This is a genomic window from Acinetobacter sp. UBA6571, assembly GCF_002434085.1.
In the GTDB taxonomy this organism is placed as follows: domain Bacteria; phylum Pseudomonadota; class Gammaproteobacteria; order Pseudomonadales; family Moraxellaceae; genus Acinetobacter; species Acinetobacter radioresistens.
In genome coordinates this window covers 47,698-60,731 of the sequence record NZ_DJJJ01000050.1, presented here as the reverse complement: position 1 = coordinate 60,731, position 13,034 = coordinate 47,698, and the positions used below count along the sequence as shown (strand labels likewise).

Annotated in this window: 17 protein-coding genes; 8 read left to right on the top strand and 9 right to left on the bottom strand. The window is 43.4% G+C overall.

Annotation, left to right across the window (positions count from 1 at the left end):
- The first annotated feature begins 43 nt into the window (after nucleotides 1-43).
- The 3 genes from B3X18_RS09340 (at nucleotide 44) to B3X18_RS09330 (ending at nucleotide 1,446) form a co-directional block, all read left to right on the top strand.
- On the top strand, nucleotides 44-295 hold the full coding sequence (locus B3X18_RS09340) for an RNA recognition motif domain-containing protein (RefSeq protein ID WP_005016663.1): 252 nt from the start codon (nucleotides 44-46) through the stop codon (nucleotides 293-295).
- 262 nt (nucleotides 296-557) lie between these two features.
- Entirely contained in the window at nucleotides 558-1,061 is a 504-nt protein-coding gene (locus B3X18_RS09335) for a DUF6586 family protein (protein WP_005023301.1), read from the top strand.
- Nucleotides 1,062-1,167: 106 nt separating this feature from the next.
- Nucleotides 1,168-1,446, top strand: a complete 279-nt coding sequence (locus B3X18_RS09330) for a hypothetical protein (protein ID WP_005016657.1) — start codon at nucleotides 1,168-1,170, stop codon at nucleotides 1,444-1,446.
- Nucleotides 1,447-1,515: 69 nt separating this feature from the next.
- Here the strand turns inward: B3X18_RS09330 and B3X18_RS09325 are convergent, their stop codons facing one another.
- From B3X18_RS09325 to B3X18_RS09310, 4 genes are all read right to left on the bottom strand, one after another.
- A complete protein-coding gene (locus B3X18_RS09325) occupies nucleotides 1,516-3,234 on the bottom strand; it encodes a cation:proton antiporter (RefSeq protein WP_005016649.1) in 1,719 nt (572 codons plus the stop codon).
- 156 nt (nucleotides 3,235-3,390) lie between these two features.
- Entirely contained in the window at nucleotides 3,391-3,546 is a 156-nt protein-coding gene (gene rpmG, locus B3X18_RS09320) for a 50S ribosomal protein L33 (RefSeq protein ID WP_001205031.1), read from the bottom strand.
- 12 nt (nucleotides 3,547-3,558) lie between these two features.
- Nucleotides 3,559-3,795, bottom strand: a complete 237-nt coding sequence (gene rpmB, locus B3X18_RS09315; RefSeq protein WP_000048256.1) for a 50S ribosomal protein L28 — start codon at nucleotides 3,793-3,795, stop codon at nucleotides 3,559-3,561.
- A gap of 163 nt (nucleotides 3,796-3,958) precedes the next feature.
- The gene (locus tag B3X18_RS09310) at nucleotides 3,959-5,407 is read right to left on the bottom strand and encodes a coniferyl aldehyde dehydrogenase (RefSeq protein WP_005016647.1); all 1,449 of its coding nucleotides are present in this window, start codon (nucleotides 5,405-5,407) and stop codon (nucleotides 3,959-3,961) included.
- A gap of 115 nt (nucleotides 5,408-5,522) precedes the next feature.
- On the opposite strand from B3X18_RS09310, the gene B3X18_RS09305 reads away from it, so the two are divergent.
- The 5 genes from B3X18_RS09305 to B3X18_RS09285 all read left to right on the top strand — a co-directional run bounded on the left by B3X18_RS09305 (nucleotide 5,523) and on the right by B3X18_RS09285 (nucleotide 9,235).
- Nucleotides 5,523-6,209 carry a TetR/AcrR family transcriptional regulator gene (locus B3X18_RS09305; RefSeq protein WP_005016645.1) on the top strand — a complete coding sequence of 229 codons (687 nt, stop codon included), beginning with the start codon at nucleotides 5,523-5,525 and terminating at the stop codon, nucleotides 6,207-6,209.
- Between the two features lie 95 nt (nucleotides 6,210-6,304).
- A complete protein-coding gene (purU, locus tag B3X18_RS09300) occupies nucleotides 6,305-7,171 on the top strand; it encodes a formyltetrahydrofolate deformylase (RefSeq protein ID WP_005404562.1) in 867 nt (288 codons plus the stop codon).
- Nucleotides 7,172-7,384: 213 nt separating this feature from the next.
- Nucleotides 7,385-8,185 (top strand): TonB family protein, encoded by an 801-nt coding sequence (locus tag B3X18_RS09295; protein ID WP_005016642.1) that lies wholly within the window; start codon nucleotides 7,385-7,387, stop codon nucleotides 8,183-8,185.
- A gap of 19 nt (nucleotides 8,186-8,204) precedes the next feature.
- Nucleotides 8,205-8,831 (top strand): MotA/TolQ/ExbB proton channel family protein, encoded by a 627-nt coding sequence (locus tag B3X18_RS09290; RefSeq protein WP_005016640.1) that lies wholly within the window; start codon nucleotides 8,205-8,207, stop codon nucleotides 8,829-8,831.
- The gene (locus tag B3X18_RS09285) at nucleotides 8,831-9,235 is read left to right on the top strand and encodes an ExbD/TolR family protein (protein ID WP_005016638.1); all 405 of its coding nucleotides are present in this window, start codon (nucleotides 8,831-8,833) and stop codon (nucleotides 9,233-9,235) included. Before B3X18_RS09290 ends, B3X18_RS09285 begins: the two co-directional genes overlap by 1 nt.
- A gap of 53 nt (nucleotides 9,236-9,288) precedes the next feature.
- Here the strand turns inward: B3X18_RS09285 and msrA are convergent, their stop codons facing one another.
- From msrA to thyA, 5 genes are all read right to left on the bottom strand, one after another.
- Entirely contained in the window at nucleotides 9,289-9,813 is a 525-nt protein-coding gene (msrA, locus tag B3X18_RS09280) for a peptide-methionine (S)-S-oxide reductase MsrA (RefSeq protein ID WP_005016635.1), read from the bottom strand.
- 121 nt (nucleotides 9,814-9,934) lie between these two features.
- Nucleotides 9,935-10,405 carry an META domain-containing protein gene (locus tag B3X18_RS09275; RefSeq protein ID WP_005016633.1) on the bottom strand — a complete coding sequence of 157 codons (471 nt, stop codon included), beginning with the start codon at nucleotides 10,403-10,405 and terminating at the stop codon, nucleotides 9,935-9,937.
- A gap of 119 nt (nucleotides 10,406-10,524) precedes the next feature.
- Nucleotides 10,525-11,580 carry a DUF4105 domain-containing protein gene (locus tag B3X18_RS09270; protein WP_005016631.1) on the bottom strand — a complete coding sequence of 352 codons (1,056 nt, stop codon included), beginning with the start codon at nucleotides 11,578-11,580 and terminating at the stop codon, nucleotides 10,525-10,527.
- 27 nt (nucleotides 11,581-11,607) lie between these two features.
- Nucleotides 11,608-12,120, bottom strand: coding sequence for a dihydrofolate reductase (locus B3X18_RS09265; protein ID WP_005023315.1), 513 nt, complete (start codon nucleotides 12,118-12,120; stop codon nucleotides 11,608-11,610).
- On the bottom strand, nucleotides 12,117-12,959 hold the full coding sequence (gene thyA / locus B3X18_RS09260; protein WP_005023318.1) for a thymidylate synthase: 843 nt from the start codon (nucleotides 12,957-12,959) through the stop codon (nucleotides 12,117-12,119). The genes B3X18_RS09265 and thyA overlap by 4 nt, the downstream gene beginning before the upstream one ends.
- Nucleotides 12,960-13,034 lie beyond the last annotated feature (75 nt).

The window sequence follows — 13,034 nt, the reverse complement described above, 5'->3', positions numbered from 1 at the left end:
ATACTTTTTGATGTTACATACCTGCCGCTGGAAAAGGTAATTTATGAAAATTTTAGTACGCAACCTGGAACGTACCGTCACTGAAGCTGAACTGCTAGAGCTGTTTAAGGCCTATGGTACGGTTGACTCCTGCCAGCTAGTACTTGATGCACAAACTGGCAAGTCTAAAGGCTTTGCCTTTGTTGAAATGCCACATGGGCGTGAAGCTGTAAAAGCAATCAAGGGTCTCAATACCTTGCGACTGCATGGTCATGGTATTCGCGTAAAAGCTGCGGAAGACAAGCCTAAGGCTTAAATAAAGATGGAGCAGATAATGCTCCTTTTTTATACTTGGAATAATTGGAGTAAATCTGATATACCCTATATTGTGGAAGAATACTCTCTGGCTGAGATGGATAGCGATCAATAAAATATTACTATAGAGCAATGTAGTCATATCATTCAAAAGAAAAAATCTATCCAGGTTATGTTACTCATCCATAATTCTTATTGTGAATCCCGGCTAATTCTGTTTATCTTAATCTTGTAAGTAAAAACAAAATTTAGGAAGACTTTTCATGTCCCGTGTTGCCCGCTTTCATGCTGACCGTACTAACCAGAAACTCTATTTTGCACGTCTGGCTTGCCAGCAGGCAGAGCAGATTGAGCATGTACAGCAGGCACAGGCTTATCGTGAGGCTGCTGTGTTTCATCTGCATGGTTCATTACTGGCATTTTTACAGGAACTGGCCCGTTATTACCGCTTAAATGATTCACAGCCTACCTTAAAGTCAATTGAGGAACAGATGGCAGATAAAGGACAGGTTTCGCCTGAAGTGGTCGTTATGCAGCAACTGGCCAAACATGGCTTTATTGCCGAGCTTAAGCGGGCTTATCGCTTATGCCAGTATGCACCTGAACCTAATGCTCCTGTACCTGAAGAAGAGACCTCATCCAATCTGATTATTAAAGTCACCCAAGGCCCACAAAGCTGGTTGCCAGATGTTAAAATTCTGCGGGAATGGCACCGTGAACTGACCCAGCTGATTGATGGTTTTCGTAATGAAATGGTTGAGTTCTAAAAGGGTCTATTGGATAGACTTGAAATTTGATTGACCCGCTCTTATATAAATATTTCGAGATGCAAAGTATCAATGCTTTGCCACCATGTCGGAGCATGGAGGAGTTATGTCTATACAACAGTTGAAAAAATTATTTGGTAATCAGGAAGCAGTATTGGAACTGGTACAGCTCGAAGGTGGTGAATTGGCATTGCGCAATGCAGGTTCAGAAAAAGAACCCTTGGTTAAAATCCAGTTTAATGATGAAGTTAAAGCCTTGCTTGGTGATGAAACTGCTGTAGTAGCACAGCATATGATACAGGCCGCATTATTTGGTTTGCTTGAAAAACAGGTTAATCAGTGGCAGGCTCAGGTTATTGATGAAAAACCAAAATACCTGAGCTAGTAAGCACTGGAAACTTAGAATTTATACTAAAAAAGCGTACATCAAAGTACGCTTTTTTAAACATTTTAACTAGTGTGTCGGGGCTGTATGGTGCGCAATTTCGATCTGGTTCAAGATATGATTACTCATATTTTTAGCCATTTCTTCTTTGGCAAAGAATACCTCGCCAATATTTTCTGCCCGGATAACTTCAGCCTCTTCCTTACTTTCCGCACAGATCAGTACCTGAATCTGTGGATTTAGCTGTTTGGCAATATCGATAATACGATGCACATTTACAATGTCCATGGGCGACAATACTAACAGTCGTGCATGCATAATATGGGCCTGTATCAATACACCAGGCTCAGTTGCAACGCCACTGACCGCAGCAATACCCCGCTCACGTAATTTCTCTACTATTTCGCGGTTTTCTTCAGCAATAACAACTTTGATATTCTCTTGCATTAAAGTGCGAGTGATGCGACGGCCAACTTCCCCATGCCCAACAATTACCACCTGGTCGCGCAGATAATCCTGAGATACTTCATCCGGTAGCATCGCAAGCGGGTCACCGCTACGCTCCAGTAGCCGGGCTAAATGAGATCGTTCACGAATCCAGCGCTGTGCTGGTTCAATGGCAGAGAAAATAAATGAGTTCAGGCTAATCGAAATGAGGGCCCCTGCCAAAATCAGATTCTGGCCTTCCAGGCTAAGCAGACCTAAAGATAAGCCTAATGTGGCCAGGATAAAAGAGAATTCACCAATTTGTGCCAGTGAGGCACCGACAGTCAGGGCTGTATTAATCGGATAACGGAAGAACAGGACCAGTGCCATCGCTGCCAGTGTCTTGCCGATCATAATAATGGCGACTACACCTAAAATGTGAACAGGTTCTTCGACTAGAATCCGAGGGTCGAATAACATGCCAACTGAAACGAAAAACAGTACCGAAAAAATTTCACGCAGTGGTAAGGTTTCCTCTTCAGCACGATGACTAAAATCTGATTCCTTGACTACCATACCGGCAAAGAAAGCTCCCAGTGCCATCGATACGCCGAAAACCGCATATGAGCCATAAGCAATTGAAACTGCCGCAGCAACCACAGTTAAAGTAAAAAGTTCACGAGAACCCAGACGTGCGACAAACTGCATAATCATTGGGACTAGGCGTTTTCCAATAATCAGCATAAAAGCAATAAAACCGGTCACTTTAAGTAAAGTCAGACCTAAAGTAAGCCAGATATTTTCATCGCCACTACCATCAGATAGTGGTGTTCCGCCTAAAAGCACTGCAGTAGCAGGAAGCAGCACCAATACCAGTACCATAACCAGATCTTCAACCAGTAGCCAGCCTACAGCAATTTTGCCGTTGACTGATTCGAGCAGGCCACGGTCACCCAGTGCTTTAAGTAAAACGACTGTACTGGCACAGGAAAGACTTAAACCAAAGACCAGAGCTGAGCCGAAACTCCAGCCCCATAACATGCTAATACCGATTCCCAGCAGTGTTGCTACTGTAATCTGTAAAATTGCGCCTGGCACAGCAATTCGCCTAACCTGAAGCAGGTCATTAAGCGAGAAATGCATGCCCACACCAAACATTAGAAACATTACACCAAGTTCGGCTAACTGGTTGGCCAGTTGAATATCACCCACCATACCTGGGGTGTTGGGGCTAATAATGATACCGGCAATAAGATAGCCAATCAGGGGAGGAAGGCGTAGACGGGCAGCAATATAGCCAAAGATCAGAGCAATACCAAAACCGACTGCCAGTAAAATAATGAGATCTACGTCATGAGGCACTACCTACTCCTTAAAGATGGAGGTGAAAAGAAAATAATAAAAATAAAGCACAAAAGATGCCAAAATCTATTGATATAAAAAGTGTAGCAAGTCAAGCAAAAAAAATGCAAAAAAAAACGACCTCTAGGGAGATCGTTTCTTGGCGCTTCATCAAGATTACTTGATTTTAGCTTCTTTGAAAATCACGTGTTGACGGATTTTTGGGTCAAACTTTTTGATTTCCATTTTTTCAGGCATTGTACGTTTGTTTTTAGTCGTGGTATAGAAATAACCAGTACCAGCAGACGAAACTAGGCGAATTTTGTCACGCATTGCAATGACTCCTTAGATCTTTTGGCCTTGAGCACGAAGATCAGCTACAACCTTTTCAATGCCCAATTTGTCGATAATACGCATACCTTTAGTGGTCAGACGAAGACGTACAAAACGCTTTTCGCTTTCTAACCAGAAACGGTGGTGGTGCAGGTTCGGCTCGAACCGGCGCTTGGTTTTGTTGTTGGCGTGTGAGACGTTGTTACCAACGACTGGACGCTTGCCGGTAACTTGGCAAACCTTAGACATGGTGGAACTCCATTGATTTAGCCAGCAGCAAATGTGTGGCCAGTCATAAAATAAACGGATGAATTCATTCAAGGGGCGTTTTATACCAAAAATCCGATTAAAAGACAAGCGAATTCGGTTAAAACACAGCATGATCTGGTGTGATAGATCATGCCTTGATCATTTAACGCAACAGTGTTTTTGAAATCAATTTGTAGAGCGGCTTGTTAAATGGTGGCAGAATAAATTTTAAGCTATAGAGCTTGGAATTTGACATCATTGAACGTTCATGCGACAAACTGAAGAAGCCTTCCGGTCCATGATATTTACCCATACCGGAGGCCCCGATCCCACCAAAAGGCAAGTCATCCTGAGCAACGTGAGTTAATACGGTATTCATACCAAAATGTCCGGAATGCGTACGCTGTGCGATATAATCAGCGCGTGCTGAATCATAGTCGAAATAGTATAACGCAAGTGGGCGTGGACGTTGATTAATAAACTCAATCACTTCATCAATCTGATCATATTCCATGATGGGTAGTACCGGCCCAAAAATTTCATTCTGCATGATTTGCATAAAACTGGTGACCCCAGTCACTAGGGTCGGTGCAATTTTATAGACATCTTCCAGCAGTTCATTTTTTGGATTAATTTCCACAATCTGCGCACCCTGTTCACGCGCATCATCTAAATAACTCTGTACCCGGCGGTATTGCTTGTCATTTACGATGGAGGTGTAATCTTGATTATCACGTAAATGAGGATACATAGTCGTGGCAATCGTACGGAATTCTGCTATAAACTCCTCTGTCTTACCTTTGGGTAGAAACATGTAGTCTGGTGCAACACAGGTCTGTCCGGCATTCCAGAGTTTGCCCACAGCGATCCGCTGTGCCAGATCTTTCATATTCATGGAAGGGTGTACTACCACTGGCGACTTGCCGCCCAGTTCTAAAATGACTGGCACCAGATTTTCAGCTGCTGCTGCCATTACAGTTTTACCCACTGCGGTTGAGCCGGTAAAAATAATCTTGTCAAAAGGCAGATGGCTAAAAGCATCTGAAATAGGCCCACCTCCATTGACTACTGCGACCAGATCTTGCGGAAAGGCTTCTGCCAGAGCTCTTTCCAGAATCTGGCCAAAATTTGAAGACGCGCTGGAAATCTTGATCATGGCATGGTTGCCTGCTGCCAATGCACAGATTAATGGGCCTATGGATAAAAGTAGGGGATAGTTCCAAGGTGCAATAATGCCGATCACGCCCATAGGCTGATATTGTACCCATGCCTTGGCAGGCTGATGAATCATGGCAACATGACGTTTAGATGGTTTCATCCACTGGCTTAAATGCTTGCTATAATATTTAATATGTTCAAGACAGGTCAGCAGCTCGCCAATTTTAGTTTCACCAATTGAACGGTTGTAATAATCATGATTGATTGCGTCTGCAAACTGGTCCTGATATTTTACCAGTACGCGTCTTAAACGGGACAGGCGGTCAATACGTTCTTTGGCCAAAGGTACCTGATGACGCTGATACGCCAATCTCTGATGTTCAAGCAAGTCTTGCATATGCTGAATATCAGGTGAATGTGGAGTCATTTGAGTTGTTTTTGTTTGACTATTCATGACACGCTACCATTAAATAAAATCTAATATTTAATTTTTTAGAGGAAATGCTCTAAATAGTCAAGTCACTTTATGTGTTAGTCCACTAACTTTTTGAAATAGATGGTTATTAAGAATGTCCCACTCCAAGACCGTGAAAACTAAAGACCGGATTTTGCAGATCAGTTTGCAACTCTTTAATGAGCGTGGAGAGCGTTCTGTAACCACCAACCATATTGCAGCCGAATTAGGAATCAGTCCAGGTAATCTGTATTACCATTTTCGCAACAAGCAGGAAATTATTAAGGAACTGATGGAACAATACCAGAAAGAGACACTCGACATGCTGTCTCTGCCAGATGACCGTCAGTTGAATGCCAATGACAAGATTCGTTATTTTCAGGTCCTTAGCAGCCAGTTATGGGAATACCGCTTTTTGCATCGGGATGTTTATCATCTGGTCGAAAACAATGATGACTTTAGAAAGATGTATCCACGCTTTGCCGGCCAGGTCATGCAGCAGGGCCAGAGAATTTATCAGGCTTTTGTCGATGCGGGGCTAATGAAAATGACTGCTTCAGAAATTGAGGCACTCATTATTAACCTGTGGATTGTGTTGACCAACTGGACCAATTTCCTGTATATGTCTGGCCACATCAGTGACAGCAACCATCTTGAAGAAAAATGGGTATGGCAGGCGCTGCGCCAGATGGTCTTTCTGGAAGGGCCATACCTGATGGGAGAAAGTCGTGAGACTTATGAGCGTCTGCTTGAAACCTTCGGCTCTTCAGAACTGTTTGCCAGCCTGTCTTCAGCAAAATAGCATGCAGCTTTTTTCATAAGTATTCTGCCCGCCGTAAAAACGCGCTAGAATATGCGGCTTGTTTTTAATTTGACTTATAAGCGATATCAACCGACATGAACATGACCACTGCCAATACAGCACGACTCCTGATTACTTGTGAAGACAAGCCGGGCATTGTGCAGGCTGTATCGAGCTTTTTGTATCATCAGGGAGCAAATATTACCGCACTTGATCAATATGCAACTGAAGCGCAGGGCGGTCGATATTTCATGCGTGTTGAGTTTGAACTTGAACATTTGCAGACCCGGAAGGAAACACTGATCCAGACCTTTGCTGTGAATGTAGCCCAGCGTTATGACATGCACTGGCGTCTGGCTTTTGTTAGTGATGTGAAAAAAGTGGGTATCTTAGTCTCTAAAGTCGACCATGCCTTGCTTGAGCTGCTATGGCGTCATGCCCGCGGAGCTCTGCCATGTGAAATTACCAAGGTGGTATCTAATCATGAGACCCTGCGTTCAGCAGTAGAGAACTTTGGTATTCCATTTGAAGTGGTGCCCGTCAATAAAGAAAACAAGCGTGAAGCTTATGCGAAGATTGATGAGTTGATGCAGGGCAATGATCTGTTGGTACTGGCACGTTATATGCAGATTCTGGACGAAGAGTTTGTCAGCAAATGGGAGATGAAAATTATTAATATTCATCACTCGTTCCTGCCAGCATTTGTAGGAGCCAATCCATATCAGCAAGCTTATGACAAAGGTGTAAAACTGATTGGTGCTACAGCACATTATGTTACTGCTGATCTGGATCAGGGTCCGATAATTGAGCAGGATGTAGAACGGGTGAGCCATGACTTTACAGTAGAGCAGTTGCGTGAGCTTGGTCAGGATGTAGAGCGCCACGTACTGGCGCGAGCAGTGAGATGGCACCTTGAAGACCGTATTATTGTAGATGGCAACAAGACTGTTGTTTTTCAGTAAAACTAATTAAAGTCTGACTAAAAAGAGGCATATCTAGGGATATGCCTTTTTTTATTACTGAATTAGAAGGGTGGTTAAAATAAATTAAATAACGGTTGCAAATGAAAACACTTCTCATTTATTATTGCGATACTTTCATTGTGCTAACCGATGAGCTTTATCTTCTTCTCCTGTTGTATTGAAGTAAAGCAATCTATTAGGTAACAGATTCTTATGAGTCATTCCTCCGTGTCCAGTATGCCCCCCTCTAACCCGATGAAAAAGAAAATTGTCGCAGCTTTAGCCGTGGTAATGGTCGGGCATATCGGTGTGCTTTGGGGTGTGAGCCATCTTAAAACTGCTGATCTTAAACCGATTGAAAAAGAACCTTTACAGGTCCGGTTTGTCAAGATCCAGCAGCCACCTGAACCTTTACCACCTAAACCAAAGGTTGAGCCAAAAAAAGCTGAACCTGCCAAGCCAAAAGAGGTTAAAGAAGTAAAAGTAGTTGAAAAACCTTTACCTCTGCCACCGAAAAAGGTTGAGAAGGTTCAGCAGGTGAAAAAAGCTGAAGCACCTAAACCTGTTGCGAAACCGGTAGAAACACCACCAGTGCCTTCACCTGTAGCTACCACAACAGTTTCAGAAACTAAAATAGCTAAACCGGCACCAGCAGCTGCACCACCACCCGCACCTGCTGCTGCACCACCGGCTCCGCCTTCGCCACCGTCTCCAAAAACTGTTTCAATTGGCGGAGCAGGAGTACAGTGGAGCCGTTCGCCAAAACCGTCTTATAGTAATAAAGACTTGCAGGGTGAAACCCGGGTAATTGTGGTACATATAGAGGCGGATGAAAAAGGTTCTATTATTAAAGAGCGGACCCGTATTACCAAATCAAGTGGGATTAGTGCACTCGATGAAAAGATTTTACGCGCAGTGCGTAGTGCAAAGTTCAAACCGTATAAAGAAAATGGTGTAGCTTATCCGATCCGGGCCGAGCAGCCATTTGAATTAACATTGAATCCTAACGGCTAACATTTTCAGGAGTTCGAGTATGAACTTTTCAGTTTATTGGCAACATGCGGATGCAGTCAGCAAAACACTGTATTTCGTGCTCTTGGCAATGTCGATTGCGACATGGACCATCTTTATTTTACGTCTGATGGGTACCCGCCAACTTAAACAGCAAGCTTATGCTCAACTCTCGCAGGCTTTGGCTAAACTTAAAACCAAACTGGCACCACTCGGTTTTGAGCAACGTAAGGCAGTCGCTGAACAGGCTCTACTGCGCCAGATTTCTGCAGAGAAAGCTTCTGCAGAAAAAGGTGTGGCAGTCTTGGGGACTATTGCTTCTATTGCACCATTTGTTGGCTTGTTCGGTACAGTATGGGGAATCTTTCATGCCCTAGTGGCCGTAGGTAAGAGTGGCCAGGCCGGTCTTGCTCAGGTTGCAACACCAGTAGGTGAGGCCTTGATCATGACAGGACTTGGTTTGGCCGTAGCGATTCCTGCAGTACTGGCTTACAACATTGCAGTACGTTTCAATCGTGGACTTGCTCATGACCTGCAAGATCAGGCACATAGCTTGCTGATTGATACTATGTTACAGCAGGACAGTAATGTATCTAAAACAGAAGTAAATAATGCTGCACAGCAGCAATATGCTGGAGGTCAGGCTTAATGGCTTTTCAATTGGGTGAAGATAACGATGCTGGCATGAATGAGATGAATCTCATTCCGCTCATCGATATTATGCTGGTTTTGATGATCATCTTTCTGGTGACAGCAACCGTTGCCAACCCATCAATTCCATTAAATCTGCCACAAACTACAGCAGAAATTATCGATCCGCCGCCTGAGGCGATTACAATCAGTATCAATGCCCAGAATCAGGTGGCATGGAATGATCAGATGATCAGTCTTCAAGAGCTTGAAACCCGGTTTGCAGAAGCTGGACAAGCTGAACGTAAACCCACAGTTCAGCTAAGAGCAGATAAAGACTCACGGTATGACACTGTAGCGCAAGTAATGTCTCGTGCGAGCGAAGCCGGGCTCAGCGATATTGCTTTCGTTAGTGATAATTAAAGTAAAAACGTTAAAAAAGCGGCCAGTATAGCCGCTTTTTTTATAGATGTTTTTTATTCAGATTTGAGTAAATCCTGGAATTTATTTCTCAACTTTAACAGTTTTGGAGGAATCATAAAGTTACAGTAGCCTTGGGAAGGGTTTTTGGCAAAAAAATTCTGATGATACTCTTCAGCCTCATAAAAAGTAGGTACCGGACTCAGTTCTGTCACAATATCTAAACCCTCAGCTTTGAGCGCATTAATCATCTGCTGTGCCTGTTGCTGCTGTTCTTCATCAAAATAATAAATCACTGAGCGGTACTGTGTACCAATGTCATTGCCTTGACGGTTTAACGTAGTTGGGTCATGAGTGGCAAAAAATACTTCAAGTAGCTGCTGATAGCTGATCTGCTGCTCATCAAACTCTACCAGAATGACTTCGGCATGATGTGTCTGTCCGCTACATACGGCTTCATAATCCGGATTCTCAGTATGACCGCCTGCATAGCCACTGACGACTTTTTCTACACCTTTGAGTTGCAGAAAAACTGCTTCAACACACCAGAAACAGCCGCCTCCAAATAATGCCTGTTGCATAGTCTTATCCTGTTGAATAGATTTCCTCCACTATAATAAATTTTCATAGAGCTACAATAGAGCTTGTGTGCAACAGACGTAAAAAAGCCCGTCTAAACGGGCAAATCAATCTATTCAATTTTTAGCGTAGTGGAGCTGGACTGCTAAGCTGCATTACTACATTGCCATGACGGTCGAGTAACTTTAAGGTTTTATGATAGACCTGATAAGCGCTTACTTTAGCGAGAGCCTCGTTATAAGCTGCAGCAACCTGCTGGTTACTCGGATTTAAACAAGCCATACGGGTGGATGCCATCTGGCCAAAAACCAGTCCTTTATTGGTAAGCTGATAGCTACCCATAATCCGGTTGCAGCCATCAGTGCCGCTAAAACGTTGTGTGGCTGATTCAAGCATCAGGCTTGGGAGAGTCTGGACAGCTTGGCTAGTTTTAACAATCTCGGTATTGCCGATATATGTTACGGTCCAGTTGCGATCCAATAATTGTGCTTGAACAACGTCGACAGTAGTATTGCCTTGATCAGGCATATTCGTACATGCAGTAAATAGAACCGAACTGCCTATCACGCTCGCCATTAAAATCTGTTTAAACATTTTAGCGTTCTCATCATTTATTATGTTATTGACATTAAAGTAAAAACATAACGCAAAATTTAGCTTCAATATGTAGCTTTAGGTGTATTTTCTAAATAAAATGAGTAAAGTCTCACTTTTCAAGGCTGAGGTGAGGGTAAACCCTGACGCATCAGTTGAGAGAACTGTTGAATCTTTTCAGGATTCTGACTGATCTGTTCAGTGCGCGGGTTAATATGCGCATGCTGATACCATTCCTGAATGCTCCATTGATGATCTAGAGCATACAGATCATACAAATACTCTGGTAGATAGCCTGAAGCCAGCAGCCGATAATCTTTGGGTAACTGATACGGGTTAATTGCCTGAACCATATCAAAAATGATGGTAGTACAATTACTGGTCAGAGTGTTATACCACTGCGGTTCTGCCCGCAGTTCATCTGCCGTCTTTAAATATTCTAAAAAAAGAGCTTTACGTTCCGAGGCACTCATCCTGATGGGAAAAAAATATACCTGTTGATGACGAATATTACTGCGAGTATAGATAATATCCTGCTCATCCGAGGCCACCAGGCTCAGTTCGTACTGTCTGAAAAAACCGCCAATCGCTGAAAACTCTTCATTTCTTTCTTTACGAATTTCAATAGAAAAGGTAAGGGGCTCCTGATTGGCAAAATCAAAACTGACCAGGGTATGAGCAATTTGTGGACCCATCCAGTAAGAGGTGATGATATTAATTCCGGTAATCTGGTTTAAATCAAAATGCCGGGTTTTCCAGCGCTCATGGACTTTACCGTCTGCTTCCCAAGCAAAGTTACGGACATTATGTAAGGTTACTTGATCACCCTGACGCTCGTATTCAAGAAGTCGGGAAACTTCCGGGTTCCAGTCCCGGTCTTGCCGGGCATCCAGTCCTATATACCAAGACAGGGCGCTCATAAAACACAAGATATAAATGATACTATTTATACGGCGGCTAAAAAAATGCTGGCTGACATAAATACCAAGCACACTAAGCGCAAAAGCGATCCAGCTTCCGATCAGAATCCGGGTAACCAGCCAGCTAACAGGTTCCTGAACCCAGAGTGCCAGACATAACCAGATAGATGAAAGAATAACAAACAAGCTAAAGATAAAATGCAGTAACCCTTTGCCTAGAGCAATAAAAAAATCACGCTTTCCAATATTGTGCATAAGTGGTCAAGTCAGTCTGAGTCCCTTCTATTTCTGATAGGTTGCAAACTCAAACTCAATTCCGCTTTTGTCATCTTTTTGTGGCGTACTTTGAATCCTTTTAAAAAATTCAGGAATTTCAGGATAATAAGCTTCACCCTGCACATTTAGTTTAACATGAGTAAGCTCCAGACGGTCAGCTATCTCCAGCGTCTGTCTAAAGATTTCTCCACCCCCAATGATGAATAAACTCTCAGGTTTTTCACTGGTTTTCACATCAGTGATGGCCTGTTCTAGAGCATCCTCGATGCTATGTGCAACCTTGGTACCTTCAAACGACCAGTCTGGATCACGGGTAATTACCCAGTTGACCCGTTTAGGTAGAGCACGTCCCATGGATTCCAGGGTCTTGCGGCCCATGATTACTACACCGCCCTGAGTAATCTCTTTAAAATGCTTGAGGTCAGCTGGAATGTGCCAAGGCAGATCATTATTTTTGCCAATACAGCGCTGCTGGTCCATCGCAACTACATGTACAACTTCTAAGCCTTGAAAACTCATACAGCCACCGGTGCCTTGATTGCAGGATGCGAGTGATAATTTATAATGTCAATATCTTCAAATTTAAAGTCAAAAATACTTTTTACTTCTGGATTCAGTTTTAACTGACACAGTTCTAGCGGATCACGGCCCAGCTGTAATCTGGCTTGCTCAAAATGGTTGGCATACAGGTGTGTATCACCCCCGGTCCAGACAAAATCACCAACTTGAAGGTCACAGACTTGAGCAATCATATGAGTGAGCAGGGCATAACTCGCAATATTGAAGGGTACACCCAGGAATACATCGGCACTGCGCTGGTAAAGCTGGCAAGACAATTTGCCATTTTGTACAAAAAACTGAAACAGGGTATGGCAAGGTGGCAATGCAACCTGGCTGGCTTCTTTAGGATTCCAGCCAGAAACGATGAGCCGGCGTGAATTCGGATTGGTTCTGATCTCATTAATTAGCCAGGAAATCTGGTCAAACCCGTTTTGCTGATAACTGCCATCTTCATTCTGGGTCGCACCAAAGTTACGCCATTGATGTCCATAGACTGGTCCCAGTTCTCCGGCAGGACGCCCAAAGCGGGCAGTTTGTTCAGCTGTTGCCCATTCATCCCAGATTGTTACTTTGTTATCCTGTAAATATTTCACATTGGTATCGCCTTTTAAAAACCATAACAGTTCAACGACGATAGAGCGAAAATGGACCTTTTTTGTGGTTAAAAGTGGAAAGCCTTTAGAGAGGTCAAAGCGCATCTGATGACCAAATACAGAACGAGTACCTGTTCCGGTACGATCACCTTTATCACCACCATGTTCAAGGATATGTTGTAAAAGGTCTAGATATTGGCGCATGGTTCTCTCACTAGGAAGGGCCTAAGAAAATCGAAGGGCTTAAGAAGATCAGAGATAAGTATCAGCTGACCGTAC